Origin of the sequence: Nocardia harenae NBRC 108248 (assembly GCF_001612885.1) — a bacterium.
In the GTDB taxonomy this organism is placed as follows: domain Bacteria; phylum Actinomycetota; class Actinomycetes; order Mycobacteriales; family Mycobacteriaceae; genus Nocardia; species Nocardia harenae.
This window is the reverse complement of record NZ_BDBH01000007.1, coordinates 686,610-703,757: the sequence shown is the minus strand read 5'-3', so window position 1 is coordinate 703,757 and position 17,148 is coordinate 686,610. Positions and strand designations below refer to the sequence as shown.

Here is a 17,148-nt window from a genome sequence, read left to right as displayed (position 1 = left end):
GACCGCGGTCCGGCTCACCCGCCGGATCGCAGCCCGTGGTTCGCAGTGAGTCAGTGCGCGGCGGCGTTCCAGCTGCGGCCGGTGCCGACCGAGACGTCCAGCGGCACCGACATCTCGATCACCGCCGACATCTCCGCCCGCGCCAGTCGCTCCAGTTCGTCCCGCTCGCCCTCGGCGACCTCGAAGACCAGCTCGTCGTGGATCTGCAGCAGCATCCGGGAGCACAGCCCGGCGGCCTCGATCGCCCGGTGCACATTGATCATGGCGACCTTGATGATGTCGGCGGCGGTGCCCTGGATCGGCGCGTTCAGCGCCATCCGCTCGGCGGCCTCGCGGCGCTGCCGGTTGCTGGTGTCGAGGTCGGGCAGGTAGCGGCGGCGGCCGAAGAGCGTCTGCGTGTAGCCGACCTTGCGGGCCTGCTCCACCACCTCGTACAGGTAGTCCCGGATCCGGCCGAAGCGGGTGAAGTAGGTCTCCATCTGCTCCTTGGCCTCGGCGGTGCTGATCTTGAGCTGCGCGGAGAGGCCGAAGGCGCTGAGCCCGTAGGCCAGACCGTAGGACATGGCCTTGATCCGCCGCCGCATCTCCGGGTGCACCTCGGAGATCGGGATGTCGAACGCCTTCGAGGCCACGAAGGTGTGCAGGTCCTCGCCGGAGTTGAAGGCCTCGATCAGCCCCTCGTCGCCGGAGAGGTGCGCCATGATCCGCATCTCGATCTGGCTGTAGTCGGCGGTCATCAGCTCGGCGTAGCCCGCGCCCACGACGAAGGTGTCGCGGATCTGCCTTCCGGTGTCGGTGCGGATCGGGATGTTCTGCAGGTTCGGCTCGGTGGACGAGAGCCGGCCGGTGGCGGCGATGGTCTGGTTGAAGGTGGTGTGGATGCGGCCGTCGTCGGCGACCGACTTGAGCAGCCCGTCCACCGTGACCTTGAGCCGGGTGGCGTCGCGGTGCGCGAGCAGGTGCTCGAGGAAGGGGTGCTCGGTCTTCTCGAAGAGCGATTCCAGCGCGTCGGCGTCGGTGGTGTAGCCGGTCTTGGTGCGCTTGGTCTTCGGCATGTCCAGCTCGTCGAAGAGCACCACCTGCAGCTGCTTGGGCGAGCCCAGGTTGATCTGCTTGCCGATCACCCCGTATGCCGCCTCGGCGGCGTCGTTCACCTTGTCCGCGAAGGTGCGCTGCAGCGTGCCGAGCTGGTCGGTGTCGACCGCGATGCCGGATTCCTCCAGGGTGGCGAGCACGCCGAGCAGCGGCAGCTCCATCTCGGTGAGCAGCGGCACCGACTCGATCTTCGCCAGCTCCTCGTCCAGCGCGTCGGCCAGGTCGGCGACCGCGCGGGCGCGCAGCATCTCGGCGGTGGCCAGCTCGACGTCGGCGGCGTCCTCGGCGTCGAGCAGCGAGAGCTGCGGGGTCTCGTCCACCTCGGCGCGCAGCTCGCGGCGCAGGTAGCGCAGCGAGAGGTCGTCCAGGTTGAAGCTGCGCTGCCCGGGGCGCACCAGGTAGGCGGCGAGCGCGGTGTCGGTGGCGAGCCCGCCGAGGGCCCAGCCGCGGCCGCGCAGCGCGTGCACGGCGGCCTTGGCCTCGTGCAGCGCCTTGGGCACATCGGGGTCGGCCAGCCAGGCGCCGAGCGCGGCCTCGTCCTCGGGGGTGAGCACCGTCGTGTCGATGTAGCCGCCCTCGCCGTCGGCCGCGGCGATGGCGAGCGCCCGCACGTCACCGGCGGCCGGGCTGCCGGTGCCGACCACCGAGAGGCCGTGCCTGGCACCGGCCTTCGCGTGCTCGGCGAGCCACGCCCCGACCGCGCCGACCTCCAGCGCGCCGCCGCTGATCTCGAAGCCGGACTCCGCCTCCGGCTCCGGCGGGGCCAGCGTCTCGAAGAGCCGGTCGCGCAGCACCCGGAACTCCAGGTCGTCGAAGAGCTGGTGGATCTTGTTCCGATCCCACGGCGCCTGCGCCAGCTGCTCCGGCGTGTACGGCAGCGGGACGTCCTTGACCATCTCGGTGAGCTGCCGGTTCAGCACCACGCTGCTCAGGTTGGCGCGCAGTGCGTCGCCGACCTTGCCCTTGACCTCGTCCACCCGGTCGACCAGCGCGGTCAGGTCGCCGAATTCGCGGATCCATTTGGCGGCGGTCTTCTCCCCGACACCGGGGATGCCGGGCAGGTTGTCGCTCGGGTCGCCGCGCAGCGCCGCGTAGTCCGGGTACTGGGCCGGGGTGAGGCCGTACTTGGTCTGCACCTCGCCGGGGGTGAAGCGGGTCAGGTCGGAGACGCCCTTGCGCGGGTAGAGCACGGTGACGTCGTCGTTCACCAGCTGGATGGCGTCGCGGTCGCCGGTGACGATGAGGATACGGAATCCGTCGCGCAGCGCCTGCGTGGTGATGGTGGCGATCACGTCGTCGGCCTCGTACCCCTCGATCGCCATCACCGGGATGCCGAGCGCGCCGAGCACGTCCTTGGTCAGCTCCACCTGGCCGCGGAACTCGTCCGGCGTGGAGCTGCGGTTGGCCTTGTACTCCGGGTACGCCTCGGTGCGGAAGGTGGCGCGGGAGACGTCGAAGGCTGCCGCCACGTGCGTCGGTTTCTCGTCGCGGAGCAGGTTGATGAGCATGGCGGTGAAGCCGTAGACGGCGTTGGTGGTCTGCCCGGTGACGGTCTTGAAGTTCTCCGCGGGCAGCGCGAAGAAGGCGCGGTAGGCGATGGAGTGCCCGTCCAGCAGCAGCAACGTCGGCCGGTCACCACCCGCGGTCGCGGCGGCGGCGGACGTGGCAGGCTGCGTGGTCGGTGAAGTCACACGGGTGAGTCTAGGGACCGGCTCCGACATCCGGGCCGGGACCCGCGCGGCTCAGCCGACGTGCGCCGCGGCCGCGTACCAGCTGTTGCACTCCCAGGTGTCGCCGGTGTCCGAACCCCAGCGCCACCAGCCCCACACCGACTCCGGGCTGCCCAGCAATCGGGGCTCGCCCGGCCGGTCGCCGCCGGATCGGACCGCGCTCGCGGCCTCCTCCCAGGTGCGCCCGTCGATATCACCGCGGCCGTGGTTGGTGCCGAGGAACATGCCGGCGAAGCACCACGCCTGGAGGTCGAGCCTGCGGCTCTGCTCCTGCCCGCGCTCGGAGCTCCAGCCCGCCGTGCTGCGCGCGTCGGAGTAGGCGCGCAGCATCCCGACCAGCTGCTGGACGTGGTGGCCGTACTCGTGGCCGAGCGCCGCGAGCTGGGCGCCGCGCCTGGAGCCGGCGCCGAGCGGGCGCAGCGCCTCCGCAGGCACCACGATGCTCTCGTCGGCCGGACAGTAGAAGGGCCGGTCGCCGGGGCCTGGCAGCCGGTCCGGGCACGCGCTGCGGGCGCCCTCCGCGCGGAGCTCGAGCCGGGGCGGGCGGAAGGGCAGCCCGGCATTGCGCAGCGTCACCGACCAGCTGTCGTCCAGGCAGTCCAGCGCGGCGCGCAGGAAGGCCTCGGCGCCGCGCGGCTCGTCGTGCCAGGGCGGCAGCTCGCAGCTGATCCGGGCCAGCCCGGCATGCCTGGCCAGCAGCGGGTGGTCGGCGAGTGCGAAGACCGGGCGCGCCTCGGGGGCGCCCGGCCCCGCGCGCAGCGGCACCCCGGCCAGCGGCAGCTCGGCCACCGGGGGCGCGTCGTCACCGGCGGGGCGGCCCGCCTCGCTGAGCACGCCCGCGAAGCCGGGGCCGGCCGGGGCGCCGCGCGCCGCGCGCATCTCGGTCGGCGGCTCCGCGGTCCGGTGCGCGGGCCGGGAGACCCCGGCGGCCAGCACCGTGCCGATCACCGCCGCACCCGCCGCGAGGGCGATCAACCGGCGCGGCCGGCTCCACCACGGCCCGCTCATCGTTCCCCCTCGCTTCGTCGTGGCACCGGCGCCGTTGCCGCACCACCGAATCCATGGAAGCGGAGCGCTCCGCGCGCCGCAAGCACCGCCCGCGCGGCCGATCCGGTGCGCGCCGGGCGCCGCGCCGGGCGGCCCGCGGCGGAAACCCAGGTGAAGCCCGGGTTTCCGTTCGGGGCGACGGCTCAGCCGACGCCGAGGTACGCCGATTTCACGGCGGGATCGGTGAGCAGCTCGCGCCCCGCACCGGTCTTGGTGACCTCACCGGTCTCCAGGATGTAGGCGCGGGTGCTGCGCGCCAGCGCCTGCTGCGCGTTCTGCTCCACCAGCAGCACCGTGGTGCCCTCGGCATTGATCTGTCCGATGATCCGGAAGATCTGCTGGATCACCATGGGCGCCAGCCCCATCGACGGCTCGTCCAGCAGCAGCAGCCGCGGCCTGGCCATGAGCGAGCGGCCGATGGCGAGCATCTGCTGCTCGCCGCCGGAGAGCGTGCCGCCGACCTGCTTGCGCCGCTCGGCCAGCCGCGGGAAGAGCTCGAACACCCAGTCCAGGGTCTTCCCGTACTCCGCCTTCTCCGTGAACGGCCGGGCGTAGCAGCCCATCTCCAGGTTCTCCAGCACCGTCATGCCGGGGAAGACGCCGCGCCCCTCCGGCGCCTGTATGAGCCCGCGCCCCACCCGCTCGTGCGCCTTGACGTGCGTGATGTCCTCGCCGTCGAAGACCACCCGGCCGCCGGTGAGCGGGAGCAGCCCGGAGAGCGCGCGCATGGTGGTGGTCTTGCCCGCGCCGTTGGCGCCGAGCAGTGTCACCAGCTCGCCCTGCCTGACCTGCAGGGAGACCCCGTGCAGGGCCTGGATCCGGCCGTAGTTCACCACCATGTCGGTGACTTCGAGCAGCACGTCCGCGTCAGCCATCACCGCTCCTGTTCGTCGTCGTCCGGCACGCCGAGGTAGGCCGCGATCACGTCCGGGTTCTCCCGGATCTCGGCCGGCAGCCCGTCGGCGATCTTGCGGCCGAATTCCAGCACCACGATCCGGTCGGTCACCCCCATCACCAGCCGCATGTCGTGCTCGATCAGCAGCACGGTGAAGCCGTCGTCGCGGATCTTCCGGATCAGCTCCATCAGCGCCGACTTCTCGCTTGGATTAAACCCTGCAGCCGGCTCGTCCAGGCAGAGCAGCTTGGGCTCGGTGGCCAGCGCGCGGGCGATCTCCAGCCGGCGCTGGTCGCCGTAGGAGAGATTGCGCGCCTTCTCCACCGCGCGCGGCGCGATGCCGACGAACTCCAGCAGCGCCATGCCGCGCTCGATGGCGTCGCGCTCCTCGCGGCGGTGCCGCGGGGTGCGGAAGATGGCGCCGGGCACCGAGGTCTTGTGCCTGGCGTCGGTGCCGACCACCACGTTCTCCAGCGCGGTCATCTCGCCGAAGAGCCGGATGTTCTGGAAGGTGCGCGCGATGCCGAGCCGGGTGATGGCATTGCGCTTGGTCTTGGTGAGCGGCTTGCCATCGAAGTACACCGTGCCCGAGGTGGGGCGGTACACCCCGCTGATGGCGTTGAAGCAGGTGGTCTTGCCCGCGCCGTTCGGCCCGATCAACCCCAGGATCTCGCCGCGGCGGATCTCGAAGTCCACGCTGTCCAGCGCGGTCAGCCCGCCGAACTTCACGGTCAGCCCGTCGGTGCGGAGCAGCGCCTCGCCGACCGGGGTCTCGATGGTCCGGCTCGGCGCGACCACCTCGGCGACCGCGTCCGGGTCGGCGAGCACCGGCAGCACCGCGGTCACCTCGACGTCGCCCGCGTACTCCACCGGCTCCGGCGGCTTGCGGTAGCCGGCGGACATGTCCTCGTTGTCGAACAGCGCGTCACCCGCGCCGGGCCCGGTCATGCCCGTTCTCCGATCGGTTCGCTCCCCGGTTTGCGCACCGCCTGGTAGATCTGGCGGCCGTAGGTGAGCAGCTTCTGCCGCGCCGGGAAGAGCCCCTGCGGCCGGAAGATCATCAGCACCACCAGGGTGATGCCGAAGAAGAGGTACTTGAAGTCGCCGAGCGACTGCGCGCCCTGCTCCTGGAAGTCGAGCACATTGCCGAGTACCGCGCCGAGCGCGATCAGCACCGCGATCGAGCCGAGCAGGTAGCCGTAGCGCAGCCCGGCGCCCTCCTGGTGCCGCGCCCACCTGCGCCAGCCGACGACGGCCGCGATCAGCACCACCAGGGTGAGCCCGAGCAGCGCGTAGCCGGTGGCGGTCTGCTCCACCAGCTGCACCGACATGAGCCGGTTCGGCAGCCAGACGATGATGAAGGCGCCGACGATCACGCCGAGCTTGTTGCCCTGCCCGCCGATCACCACCGCGCAGAGGAAGAGCATGGAGTTGATGATGTTGAAGCCGGTCGGGTTGATGAACTGCACCTGGCCCGCGTAGAGCGCGCCGGAGAGCCCGCCGATGGCGGCGCCGATCATGAAGGCCCAGAGCTTGAACTTGAAGGCGGGCACCCCCATCACCTCGGCGGCGTCCTCGTCCTCGCGGATCGCCACCCAGGCGCGGCCGACCCGGCTGCGCTCCAGGTTGCCGACGATCAGCAGCACCACGATCACCAGGACCATGCCGACCCAGAACCACCAGACCCCGGAGTTCGCCTTGTCCAGCAGGCTCGACGAGTTCGGATCGCCGACATTGCCCGCGGAGAAGACGCCGTTGGGCCGCTCCTCGGACTCGCCGACCCGCGGGTAGGCGATGCCGGAGAGGCCGAGGCTGCCATTGGTGATGTCGCCGAGGTTGTCGGCGAGCAGCCGGACGATCTCGCCGAAGCCGAGCGTGACGATGGCCAGGTAGTCGCCGCGCAGCCGAAGCGTGGGCGAGCCGAGGATGAGCCCGGACATGGCGGTCACCGCGACCGCGATGGGCAGGCAGGCGAGCCAGGCCCAGTCCTCGTTCAGCCAGCCGCCGTCGGTCTGGTTCCACGGGCTGTTCGGGCTGGTCAGCAGCCCGACGGTATAGGCGCCGACGGCGTAGAAGCCGACGTAGCCGAGGTCGAGCAGCCCGGCCTGGCCGACCACGACGTTCAGCCCGATGGCGATCAGCGCGTACATGGCGAACTGCGCCATGACGCCGCCGAAGCTGGTGCCGGGCGTGTTCAGGAAGGGCGGCGGGAAGAGCGGGAGCAGCGCGAGCGCGATCAGCGCCGGCACGCCGACCGCCCACTGCGCGGGCCGGGAGAGCCCCGCCCACCAGGAGCGCAGCGCGTCGCCGACGCCGTGCATCGGGCGCGCGGGCGGCGCGGGCGGCGCGGGCGCCTTCTGGATCGGCAGGCGCTGGGTCACCGGATCGTTGTCGGTCATACCCGCGCCTTCCCGAGACTCTCGCCGAGGATGCCGGTCGGCCGGAACATCAGCACCAGCACCAGCACCACGAAGGCGACGACATCGCGCCACTCGGTGCCGAAGAGGATCTGGCCGTAGTTCTCGGCGAGCCCGAGCAGCAGCCCGCCGAGCAGCGCGCCGCGCAGGTTGCCGATGCCGCCGAGCACCGCGGCGCTGAACGCCTTGATGCCGAGCACGAAGCCGCCGGAGTAGATGATGCCGTTCGGGATCTTGAGCGCGTAGAGCAGCGCGGCGGCGCCGGCGAGGACGCCGCCGATCAGAAAGGTCAGCATGATGACGCGCTCCCGGGAGACGCCCATCAGGGTGGCGGTGTCCGGGTCCTGCGCGACCGCGCGGATGCCGCGGCCGAACTTGGTGCGGTTGATGCCGATCTCGGTGGCGATGGCCAGAATCACCGCCGCGGCGATGATGATCAGCGTCACATTGGTGACGTCGGCGCCGCCGAAGCTGAACTGCACCTCCGGCTCGACCAGCATGATCGGCTGCTGGGCATTGGTGCCGCCGAGCCCGGGCCAGATCTCGGGGAGCACGAAGTGCACGAACTCCTGCAGCACGAAGGACATGCCGATCGCGGTGATCAGGAAGATCAGCGGTTTGGCCCCGCGCCTGCGCAGCGGCCGGTAGGCCACCCGCTCCAGCCCGACCGCGGCGGCGCCGGAGACGGCCATCCCGAAGAGCATGGCCAGCCCCAGGTAGGTGACGGTGAGCAGGATGCCCTGCGAGTACACGTCGCCGCTCGGCGAGAAGCCGAGCAGCATGAGCCCGATGTACTGCCCGAACAGCCCGAGCATGAAGACCTCGGAGTGCGCGAAGTTGATCAGCCGCAGCACGCCGTAGACCAAGGTGTAGCCGACGGCGACCAGCGCGTAGATGGCGCCGTAGGACAGCCCGTCGACGGTCAGCCGCCAGAACTGGTCGATCACGCCCTCGTAGTTGAAGTCGATCGACCCGTCGGCGAGGTGGGCCGCGCCGAGCAGAGTTGATGTCGTCATTCGTAGTTCGCCCTCATCTTCACCCTCACGAATCGGCGCAGGACGCGGGCGGCACGTACGCCCCCGGCAGGGGTTCGTACGTGCCGCCGCGCCGGACGTCGGCGCTACTTGACCTCGTAGATCCAGATCAGCGCGTTGGAGAGCTCGCCATTCGGGTTCCACCGGTACTGGCGGGCCAGCCCGGCGCCGTCGTACGCCCGCACGTAGTCGAGCAGGGCGGGCCTGGTGACGGCGCCGCCGTCGATGCCCATGGCCAGGATCGTGGTCAGGTCGTAGGCCTCGACCGAGTACACGCCCGGCGCCTGGCCGTTCAGCGCCTCGTACTCCGCGGCGAAGGTCTCCGGGGCGGGGCCGCACGGGCAGGAGAGCACCGCGCCCTTGGACGAGCTGCCTGCCTGGGAGACGAACTGCGGGTCGTTGGTGCCGTCCGCGGAGACGAAGACCGCGTCCACGCCGCCGGACTTCAGCTGCTGGGCCAGCGGGGCGGCCTCGGCGTAGTAGCCCGAGTAGAAGATGGCGTCCGGGTCGGCGGCCGAGATCTGGGTGACGGTGGCCGAGAAGTCCTTGTCGCCCTTCTTGATGCTGGCGGCGCAGGCCGGGTCGGCGGCGGCGCCGAGCCCGGCGGTGATGCTCGCGGCCAGGCCGGTGCCGTAGTCGGTGTTGTCCTGCACGACGCAGATCTTCTTGTACCCGGCGGTGTTCACCAGGTAGTTCGCCACCGACGGGCCCTGCACGTCGTCGTTGGCCAGACCGCGGAAGAAGGTCTGCCAGCCGTTCGCGGTGAGCGTGGCATTGGTCGCCGACGAGGTGACCGAGACCAGCCCGGCGTCGCTGAGGATCTGGCCGGTGGCCTTGGTCTCGCCGGAGAAGGCCGGGCCGACCAGGCCGATCACCGTGGGATCGTTGACGATCTGCGGAATCACCTGGGAGGCCTTCTGCGGGTCGCCCTCGGTGTCGAACTGCTTGAGCGCGATCTGGCAGCCCGGGTTGGCCTTGTTGTGCTGGTCGAGCGCGAGCTTCACGCCGTTCACGATATTGATGCCGAGCGCCGCGTCCGGGCCGGTGAGCGCGCCCGCCATGGCGATCGAGGTACCCGCCGGGCAGGTGGCACCCCCGGCGCCGGCCGGATCGGCGGCCGCGGCCGCGTCGACCTTGGGGACTTCCCTGCCCTGCGCGTCGACCTGCAGCACGGGCTGAATGGACAACCCGCCCGCACCCGCGGTGCCGGACGAATCCGACCCGTCGCTCGTCGACTTGTCGCCACATCCGGTCAGCACCAGCGCGGCGACGGCACCGAATGCCAGCACACCGCGCGTGGAGCGCCTTCGCCATGTCGAACTCAGCACGCGTCCTCACCTCTACGTTCCTGTGTTCCCCCGGCAAACACCGAGGGGGCCGACCGCGCCAGCCCGAGCAGAAACATAGCGTCGGCGCGGTGGATCCGCATCACAATCGCTCTATGGAGACGAGTTCGTGTCGAATTGTTCTTGCAGCTCACGTTTCCAGCGCGTAAAATCTCCGGCCGTGACGGCGGGCTTTCCCCGGTCACGATCCCGCGGACGCGTCGATCGACCCCCTGACACGCGTTCCACCGGCATCGGAAATGCCGCGAAGATCACTGCGGCGCGAGATTCTCCAGCACGACCTCCGCGACCGCCTTCATGGTGGTGCGCCGATCCATCGCGGTGCGCTGGATCCACTTGAACGCCTGCGGCTCGGAGAGCCCCTGGGTCTGCATCAGCACACCCTTGGCGCGCTCGACCAACTTGCGGGTCTCCAGCCGCTCGGAGAGGTTCGCCACCTCGCTCTCCAGCGCGGTGATCTCGTGGAAGCGGCTCGCCGCCAGCTCGATGGCGGGCACCAGGTCGGACTTGGTGAACGGCTTCACCAGGTACGCCATCGCCCCCGCGTCGCGCGCCCGCTCCACCAGGTCGCGCTGGCTGAAAGCGGTCAGGATCACCACCGGCGCAACGCGTTTCGAGGCGATCTCGGCGGCGGCGTCGATCCCGTCCCGGCGCGGCATCTTGACGTCCATGATCACCAGATCGGGCTTCTGCTCCACCGCCAGGTCCACCGCCTGCTGCCCGTCACCGGCCTCGCCCACCACCTCGTACCCCTCTTCGGTGAGCATCTCGACCAGGTCCATCCTGATGAGCGTCTCGTCCTCGGCGACGACGACCCGCTTCGCACCGGTGTCCCGCGTCGGGCCGGCGCCCCCTGCTGTAGTGCTCATTGGTAGACCCCTCTGGTTCCGCATGCGAGTGCTGTAGAGAGTACCGTTCAGCTCGCCGGACAACCCATATACCCTGCGCGAACCCCGCCGTGCGCCGCCGTTTCGCGCCGGGCGCCGCCCAGCGGCTATAGTCGCTCACGGTGCGCCGGGTTGGCGGAACTGGCAGACGCGACGGTCTCAAAAACCGTTGCCCGAAAGGGCGTGTGGGTTCGAGTCCCACACTCGGCACCGAGGTGGGGACCGGAATTTCGATCCCAGGGGGCAATTCATCGCGTCGCGCATGCCGTAAATCGTGTGCGCGGCAGCGTGCCTCCGGCGTCCGGCACTCTCAGCGGGGGAAGCCGCCCTCGGGCCGGCGAATCCATCGGACGGCGAACCCGTAGCGAATCGCGGCGGAGCTTCGACGGAGTCCGTCGCGGGTGAGCTCGGCGCCGTCGAAGTCCGGTGCCCTGATGGTCGCCGCCGGAACTCCATTCGGTGGCCTCGATGCCGAACGAATCGCCGGTGACGTTGCCGAACAAGGACTTGTTCGGGATCGGCGGGGTGACGCTGACACTTCCGTCGCAGCCGACCACCGCCTCGCCCCTATCCGAGGCCGTAAGGGTGATGTTCGCCATTTCGTTCGGAAGGCGAACGACTCCGCCGCCGGTACCGCGAAGCCGACATTCTCAGAGCTGGAAACCCCGGTTCTTGCCCTGCGGCGCTTCCACCTGATACAAAACCCCGGGAGGGGTTCCCGAGCGCCCGTGTACGGTATCCGACCTGCGGATGAACTCTTGTCGGGCGGGGTGTGATTTCCCGCTGCGCGGGGTCGTGACACCGCTGTGACCTGCATACCGTTGTCCCATGCACGTCCTGTTCGTCTGCAATGGCAACGTTTGCCGTTCGGCGATCGCCGAGCGGCTCACCCGCGCCCTCGCGGTCGACTACGAGTTGCCGCGGCTCACCGCGGAGAGCGCGGGGACCCGCGCGCTGGTCGGGTTCCCGGTGGAACCGCTTGCGGCGCAAGCGATCGCCGGGCTCGGCGGCGATCCGGAGGGGTTCAAGGCGCGGAAGCTGACGCCGGAGATGGTGGACCGCGCCGATCTCATCCTGACCATGACCGATCAGATCAGGGACCAGGCGGCCGCGATGGGGTTCGGGGCGCCGGCGCGGACCTTCACGCTGCTGGAGGCGCGGCGCATCGCGAAGCTCACGGGGGCGCGGACGATCGGCGAATTGCACGCCGCGCGAAACGATCTGGCGTACGTGCACCGGGAGAACATCGCGGATCCGATCGGGCTGTCGGCGCAGTCCTACTGCGAGGTGGGCGACCGGATCGCGGAGGCGGTGGTGCCGCTGCTGCTCGCGCTCGCCCCGTACGAGCAGCAGCGGCCGGTGGAGGAGGTGCAGCTCGGGCTGGTGATCCGGCCGCAGCCGCAGGCGCCGCTCTCGGCCTTCCTCGCCGCCAACCGCACCCGATGACCGAGCCGCCGCGGCGGCGGTGCGACGGCACCGATTCCCGCGGGCCCGCAGCGACGACGCGGCGGCACGCTCCGGCGGGCGCCCCCGCGAGCTGCCGCCACCGCACACCCGCCGCCCGCCGCGCGGCACCGCGCCGATCGTCTGCTCCGGCGTGGTGCCGGTCCGCGCCGCGAATCTCGGCGCTACACTCCCCGCGGACGAGCCCTGCGCCGGTTCCGGCGCGACCCGAGGACAGGAATCAGGCATGCCGAAGCGGATTTCGGATGTTTCGCTCCACGTCTACCTCACCCCCGAGACCCTCGACCACGTGGTCCGCGCGGTGCGCGAGGCGGTCGACGCGCACCTGGCGGAGCGGGACGTCTTCGCCTGGCGCTTCACCCTGCCGGTCGACGCCGACGACCCGAGGCACGCGGCGCTGGAATCCCGCTGGCGGGCGGACAACCCGGACCTCGACCCGGGTGCGCGCGGTTGCTACGAGATCGCGCTGAGCCTGGTCGGCGCCCCGGCCGAGCTCACCGACGACGATATCGCCACGCTGGAGCACACGCTGCTGCTCGCGCTCTACGCGGTGCCGCGCGACGAACCGGAGATCCCGTTCACGCTCAGCGCCTCGCAGCGCACCGACGTCGACCTCGACACCGAGCGCGAGCGCATCTGACCCACGGCCGCGGGCGCGGCGAGCCGCCGCACCCGCACCGGCGGACAACCCCGCACCGCGGCACTACCCCTTCGGCCGCCGCGGCGGGAAGTGCCGGATCACACCCTCCTGCACGGTGGTCGCGAGCAACTCGCCGGTGCGCGCGTAGAACCGCCCGGTCGCCAGCCCGCGCGACCCCGCCGCCACCGGCGACTCGGTGGCGTACAGCGTCCACTCGTCGAAGCGGAACGGCCGGTGGAACCAGATCGAGTGGTTCACCGTCGCGGCGACGATCCGATCCAGCCCCCACGAGAGCCCGTGCGTGGTGATGATGGAGTCGAGCACGGTGGTGTCCGAGGAGTAGCCGAGCGTGGCGTTGTGCAGCAGCGGATCGTCGGGCAGCGTGCCGTCGGCCTTCATCCACACCCGGTTGTGGTTGAGCTTCTCCCCGGTGCCCTTGAGAATCCAGGACGGATCGTTGGTGTAGCGGAGATCGATCGGCCGCGGGGCGTTCACGAACATCTCCAGCTTGTCCTCGAACCCCGCGAAGCTCTGCTCGATGCGCGGCAGGTTCTCCGGATCCGGCACGTCGGGGCGCTCGTGCGCGTGCTCCAGCCCGCGCCCCCACTCCTGGAACGCCGCGAGCATGACGAACAGCTCCTGCCCGTCCTGGCTCGCGGTCACGGTGCGATTGGCGAAGGCGCGCCCGTCGCGGTGCCGCTCGACGTGGTACTCGATCGGCTTCTTGACGTCGCCGCCCCGCACGAAGTGCGCGTTCACGGCGTGCACCGGGCGGTCGCCGACGGTGCGGCCCGCGGCGACGATGGCCTGCGAGACCAGCTGGCCGCCGAAGGTCCGGCTCCACACCTTCTCCGGGTGCTGCCCGACGAACACGTCCGGCCCGACCTCCTCGAGATCGAGGAGGTCGAGCAGCACGTGGAGATCGGTCCCGGCCTCCATCGCGCCGGGGACCGACGGGGTCACGGCTGCGCACCGCCCGTCGCCGGGACGGACATGGCAGCGGATAGGTCACTCACTAATGGTCCTCCTCACCGATCCGGTGTACGTGGATCAGGTTAGTGGAACCGACGGTCCCGGGCGGCGCCCCGGCCACGATGACCACCAGGTCACCACGCTGGTAGCGGTTCATTGTGAGCAGCGCGGAGTCCACCTGCTTGATCATGGCGTCGGTGCTGTGCACCGTCGGGACCAGGAACGTCTCCGTTCCCCAGGTGAGCGAGAGCTGGCTGCGCACCTCCGGGAGCGGGGTGAAGGCGAGCAGCGGCAGCGGGGTGTGCAGCCGGGCGAGACGGCGCACGGTGTCACCCGACTGGGTGAAGGCGACCAGCGCCTTGGCGTTCAGCCGCTCGCCGATATCGCGCGCGGCGTAGGAGATGACGCCGCGCTTGGTGCGCGGTACGTGGGTCAGCGGCGGCACCGTGGTGGACTCGGACTCCACCGCGTGCACGATCCGCGCCATGGTGCGCACGGTGTCGATCGGGTAGGCGCCGACCGAGGTCTCGCCGGAGAGCATGACGGCATCCGCGCCGTCCAGCACCGCATTGGCGACATCCGAGGCCTCGGCCCTGGTCGGGCGCGAGTTCTCGATCATGGACTCCAGCATCTGGGTCGCCACGATCACCGGCTTCGCGTTCTCCCGCGCCATCTGGATGGCCCGCTTCTGCACCAGCGGCACCTGCTCCAGCGGCAGCTCGACGCCGAGGTCGCCGCGGGCCACCATCACCGCGTCGAAGGCCAGCACCACGGCCTCCAGATTGTCGATGGCCTCCGGCTTCTCCAGCTTGCCGATCACCGGCACCCGGCGCCCGACCCGGTCCATGACGTCGTGCACCAGCTCGACATCGGAGGGCGAGCGCACGAAGGAGAGCGCGATGAAGTCGACGCCGAGCTCGAGCGCGAACTCCAGGTCCTCGATGTCCTTCTCGGAGAGCGCGGGCACCGAGACGTTCATGCCGGGCAGCGAGACGCCCTTGTTGTTGGAGACCGGGCCGCCCTCGGTGACCCGGCAGATCACGTCGTTGCCGTCGACCCCGGTGACGGTGAGCCCGACCTTGCCGTCGTCGACCAGCAGCCGATCCCCGGCCTTGGCGTCCTTGGCCAGCTCCTTGTACGTGGTGGAGACGCGGTCGTGGCTGCCGTCGACCTCGTCGACGGTGATCCGGACCTCTTCGCCGGTGGCCCAGGTGGTGCGGCCCTCGGTGAAGCGACCCAGCCGGATCTTCGGGCCCTGTAGGTCGGCCAGGATGCCGACGGCGCGACCGGCGTGGTCGGACGCCTGCCGCACCTTCTTGTAGTTCTCGGCGTGGTCCGCGTGCTCGCCGTGGCTGAAGTTCAGCCGGGCCACGTCCATGCCGCTCTCGACGAGTTCGCGAATACGGTCCTCGGAGGCAGTGGCCGGTCCGAGAGTGCACACAATCTTCGTCCGTCGCATCACGGCGTCGAGACTAGTCCTGCCCGCGCCCCGGCCCCTCCTCGGCGCAGTGAATCTCTTGTGAACGGGTGCTCACCGGGCACCGTGCCGGGAGCGCCGCGGCGCCGGACGGAGACGGACCGGGACGCCACCGCGACAGGCGGTGACGTCCCGGGGAGGCGAGGAGTCAGTCCCGCAGCGGGCGGCCCTGGGGGTCGGGCACCTTTCCCATGAGGATGAGGATGCCGTCGATCAGCGGCCAGACCGCGCCGATACCGCAGGTGACGACGCTGACCACGACCTGGAGCACGCCAATCGTGGTGTAGCCGAGGTAGAAGCGGCCGACGCCGAAGTAGCCGACGAAGATCTGCAGCAGCCCGGCGACCAGCTTCTGCTTGTCCGAGAGCGGGACGCCGTAGGGGTCGCGGCCGTACGGCGCCTCGGGGTCGTTCGGGTTGTAGCCCTGCGGGTACGGGGCCGGGTAGGCGCCGGGGTTGGCGTACGGGTCGGGCTGGCCGTACTGCGGCTGCCCGTACTGCTGCGGCGGCTGGCCGTACGGCTGGGGCTGGCCGTACTGCTGCTGGCCGTACGGATCGGACTGGGCGTACGGCTGCTGCGGCTGCTCGCCGGACTTGTTCAAGTCGGGGCCGGTGCCCGGCGGGCCGTACTGGGGGCCACCCGGGTTGCTCTGATAGGGGTCGGTCACACGTCCTCCTCCGTCGTGCGGGCGCCTTGCTCAGGCCCCGTGTGCTGATCCGAGCGGCACCGAGCCGCGACGGTCACGAGTCATTCTGGCGTGAACCACTCGATTTCGTCGCGCCGGACTCCGCGCCGCTCTCGGTTCCGTTATCGCGCGGCGTCGCGTCGGCGTTGCCGGATTCGCCGGATGATTTCGCGAGATCGGGATCGGGCGTGGTTTCGGTGGCCTTCGCCCCCGGCGAGGTCGTGCTCTCCGGCGTCGCCGCCGGGGCCGCCGCGGGGGGTTCGGGCTTCTCCCCCACCGGGGTCTTCGGGGTGGGCGCGGCTCCGCCCGCAGAATCCGCGGCGGCCGCCTTCGTCACGTCGACGGCCCCCGTCGCGGCCTCCGCCTCGGCGGAATCCGTGGTGCCCTTCGCCGCGCCGGAGTCGGTCGCCGTCGAGGCACCGGCCGCCGCATCCTCGGCACCGCCCGGCTCCTCGGCATCCGACGCCTCGCCCCCATCGGGGTCGCCCGGAACGGCTTTCGCCGCCGCGTAGGTGCGCAGGGCCCCGAACTGCCACGGCCACGGCCGCCCGGCCGCAGGCTGCAACTGCTCGGCGCTCTCCCGCCCCTTGGTGGCGAAGACGAAGTACGCGACGGCGAGCAGGAACACCACCGCCGAGGTGAACGAGTTGATCCGGATCCCGGCGATGAGCGTGGCCTCGTCGTCCCGCATGAGCTCGACGAAGAACCGCCCGAAGCTGTACCCCGCCACGTACAGCGCGAAGAGCCGCCCGTGCCCGATCCGGTACCGCCGATCGACGTACACCAGCGCGATCACCACAACCACATTCCACAGCAGCTCGTAGAGGAAGGTCGGGTGCACGACCTTGTCCACGACACCGGTGGAGACCCCGCCCATCATGTCCAGCCTGCCGTCGTCGCCGACCCGGCGGTAGATCTCCAGCCCCCACGGCACCTCGGTCTCCCGGCCGTACAGCTCCTGGTTGAACCAGTTTCCGAGCCGCCCGATGGCCTGGGCCAGCAGGATGGCGGGGGCGACGGCGTCACCGAAGGCGGGCAGCGGGATCTTGTAGATCCGGCAGCCGATCCAGGCGCCGACCGCGCCGAGCGCGACCGCCCCCCAGATCCCGAGCCCGCCCTGGTAGATCTTGAGCGCGTCGACCGCGTTCCCGTCCGGCCCGAAGTACTTCTGCCAGTCGGTGGCGACGTGGTAGAGCCTGCCGCCGATCAGCCCGAAGGGCACCGCGAACATGGCGATGTCGAGCACCGCTCCCGGCTGCCCCCCGCGCTCCCGCCAGCGCCGCTCACCCCACCAGATGGCGACGACGATCCCCGCGATGATGCAGAGGGCGTAGGCGCGCAACGGGAACGGCCCCAGCTGCCAGACACCCTGCGCGGGACTCGGAATGTAGGCCAGCACGTCGGCCGCGCCGGAAAGACTGTCTGCCAGGACTCGTGAGGTCACGACCGCCACCGTATC

At 70.7% G+C, this 17,148-nt stretch carries 13 protein-coding genes, 1 tRNA gene and 1 pseudogene; 3 read left to right on the top strand and 12 right to left on the bottom strand.

Annotated features, from left to right (window positions below; genetic code table 11):
• Positions 1–50 precede the first annotated feature (50 nt).
• From polA to NH2_RS18780, 8 genes are all read right to left on the bottom strand, one after another.
• On the bottom strand, positions 51–2,816 hold the full coding sequence (gene polA / locus NH2_RS18815; RefSeq protein ID WP_084505650.1) for a DNA polymerase I: 2,766 nt from the start codon (positions 2,814–2,816) through the stop codon (positions 51–53).
• 21 nt (positions 2,817–2,837) lie between these two features.
• Positions 2,838–3,833: a neutral zinc metallopeptidase gene (locus tag NH2_RS18810; RefSeq protein WP_084505649.1), complete on the bottom strand. Its 996-nt coding sequence runs from the start codon at positions 3,831–3,833 to the stop codon at positions 2,838–2,840.
• A gap of 182 nt (positions 3,834–4,015) precedes the next feature.
• A complete protein-coding gene (locus tag NH2_RS18805; RefSeq protein WP_067655520.1) occupies positions 4,016–4,747 on the bottom strand; it encodes an ABC transporter ATP-binding protein in 732 nt (243 codons plus the stop codon).
• Positions 4,747–5,715: an ABC transporter ATP-binding protein gene (locus tag NH2_RS18800; protein WP_067655517.1), complete on the bottom strand. Its 969-nt coding sequence runs from the start codon at positions 5,713–5,715 to the stop codon at positions 4,747–4,749. The genes NH2_RS18805 and NH2_RS18800 overlap by 1 nt, the downstream gene beginning before the upstream one ends.
• Positions 5,712–7,088 (bottom strand): branched-chain amino acid ABC transporter permease, encoded by a 1,377-nt coding sequence (locus tag NH2_RS18795; RefSeq protein ID WP_067655907.1) that lies wholly within the window; start codon positions 7,086–7,088, stop codon positions 5,712–5,714. Before NH2_RS18795 ends, NH2_RS18800 begins: the two co-directional genes overlap by 4 nt.
• A gap of 74 nt (positions 7,089–7,162) precedes the next feature.
• Entirely contained in the window at positions 7,163–8,200 is a 1,038-nt protein-coding gene (locus NH2_RS18790) for a branched-chain amino acid ABC transporter permease (RefSeq protein WP_067655514.1), read from the bottom strand.
• A 104-nt stretch (positions 8,201–8,304) separates the two neighbouring features.
• Entirely contained in the window at positions 8,305–9,507 is a 1,203-nt protein-coding gene (locus tag NH2_RS18785) for a branched-chain amino acid ABC transporter substrate-binding protein (RefSeq protein WP_067655511.1), read from the bottom strand.
• A gap of 308 nt (positions 9,508–9,815) precedes the next feature.
• The gene (locus NH2_RS18780) at positions 9,816–10,433 is read right to left on the bottom strand and encodes an ANTAR domain-containing response regulator (RefSeq protein WP_067655508.1); all 618 of its coding nucleotides are present in this window, start codon (positions 10,431–10,433) and stop codon (positions 9,816–9,818) included.
• Positions 10,434–10,577: 144 nt separating this feature from the next.
• On the opposite strand from NH2_RS18780, the gene NH2_RS18775 reads away from it, so the two are divergent.
• The 3 genes from NH2_RS18775 (at position 10,578) to NH2_RS18765 (ending at position 12,555) form a co-directional block, all read left to right on the top strand.
• Positions 10,578–10,661: transfer RNA gene (locus tag NH2_RS18775), tRNA-Leu, on the top strand.
• Between the two features lie 618 nt (positions 10,662–11,279).
• The gene (locus NH2_RS18770; RefSeq protein WP_067655505.1) at positions 11,280–11,897 is read left to right on the top strand and encodes an arsenate reductase/protein-tyrosine-phosphatase family protein; all 618 of its coding nucleotides are present in this window, start codon (positions 11,280–11,282) and stop codon (positions 11,895–11,897) included.
• 244 nt (positions 11,898–12,141) lie between these two features.
• A complete protein-coding gene (locus NH2_RS18765; protein ID WP_067655904.1) occupies positions 12,142–12,555 on the top strand; it encodes a hypothetical protein in 414 nt (137 codons plus the stop codon).
• 63 nt (positions 12,556–12,618) lie between these two features.
• Here the strand turns inward: NH2_RS18765 and NH2_RS18760 are convergent, their stop codons facing one another.
• From NH2_RS18760 to lgt, 4 genes and pseudogenes are all read right to left on the bottom strand, one after another.
• Positions 12,619–13,494: an acyl-CoA thioesterase gene (locus NH2_RS18760; RefSeq protein ID WP_067655901.1), complete on the bottom strand. Its 876-nt coding sequence runs from the start codon at positions 13,492–13,494 to the stop codon at positions 12,619–12,621.
• A gap of 76 nt (positions 13,495–13,570) precedes the next feature.
• A complete protein-coding gene (gene pyk / locus NH2_RS18755) occupies positions 13,571–14,989 on the bottom strand; it encodes a pyruvate kinase (RefSeq protein ID WP_174552845.1) in 1,419 nt (472 codons plus the stop codon).
• A 163-nt stretch (positions 14,990–15,152) separates the two neighbouring features.
• Entirely contained in the window at positions 15,153–15,671 is a 519-nt protein-coding gene (locus tag NH2_RS18750) for a TM2 domain-containing protein (RefSeq protein ID WP_067655499.1), read from the bottom strand.
• Between the two features lie 331 nt (positions 15,672–16,002).
• Positions 16,003–17,118 (bottom strand): annotated as a pseudogene (gene lgt, locus NH2_RS30330) (prolipoprotein diacylglyceryl transferase); the annotation flags it as partial.
• Positions 17,119–17,148 lie beyond the last annotated feature (30 nt).

What these genes read in the sequence shown, in the direction of transcription:
- NH2_RS18780 (WP_067655508.1), bottom strand. Translation starts at nt 10,433, where the DNA reads ATGAGCACTACAGCAGGGGGCGCCGGCCCGACGCGGGACACCGGTGCG.
- NH2_RS18790 (WP_067655514.1), bottom strand. Translation starts at nt 8,200, where the DNA reads ATGACGACATCAACTCTGCTCGGCGCGGCCCACCTCGCCGACGGGTCG.
- NH2_RS18770 (WP_067655505.1), top strand. Translation starts at nt 11,280, where the DNA reads ATGCACGTCCTGTTCGTCTGCAATGGCAACGTTTGCCGTTCGGCGATC.
- NH2_RS18760 (WP_067655901.1), bottom strand. Translation starts at nt 13,494, where the DNA reads ATGGAGGCCGGGACCGATCTCCACGTGCTGCTCGACCTCCTCGATCTC.
- NH2_RS18805 (WP_067655520.1), bottom strand. Translation starts at nt 4,747, where the DNA reads ATGGCTGACGCGGACGTGCTGCTCGAAGTCACCGACATGGTGGTGAAC.
- NH2_RS18800 (WP_067655517.1), bottom strand. Translation starts at nt 5,715, where the DNA reads ATGACCGGGCCCGGCGCGGGTGACGCGCTGTTCGACAACGAGGACATG.
- NH2_RS18810 (WP_084505649.1), bottom strand. Translation starts at nt 3,833, where the DNA reads ATGAGCGGGCCGTGGTGGAGCCGGCCGCGCCGGTTGATCGCCCTCGCG.
- NH2_RS18765 (WP_067655904.1), top strand. Translation starts at nt 12,142, where the DNA reads ATGCCGAAGCGGATTTCGGATGTTTCGCTCCACGTCTACCTCACCCCC.
- NH2_RS18795 (WP_067655907.1), bottom strand. Translation starts at nt 7,088, where the DNA reads ATGCACGGCGTCGGCGACGCGCTGCGCTCCTGGTGGGCGGGGCTCTCC.
- polA (WP_084505650.1), bottom strand. Translation starts at nt 2,816, where the DNA reads ATGTCGGAGCCGGTCCCTAGACTCACCCGTGTGACTTCACCGACCACG.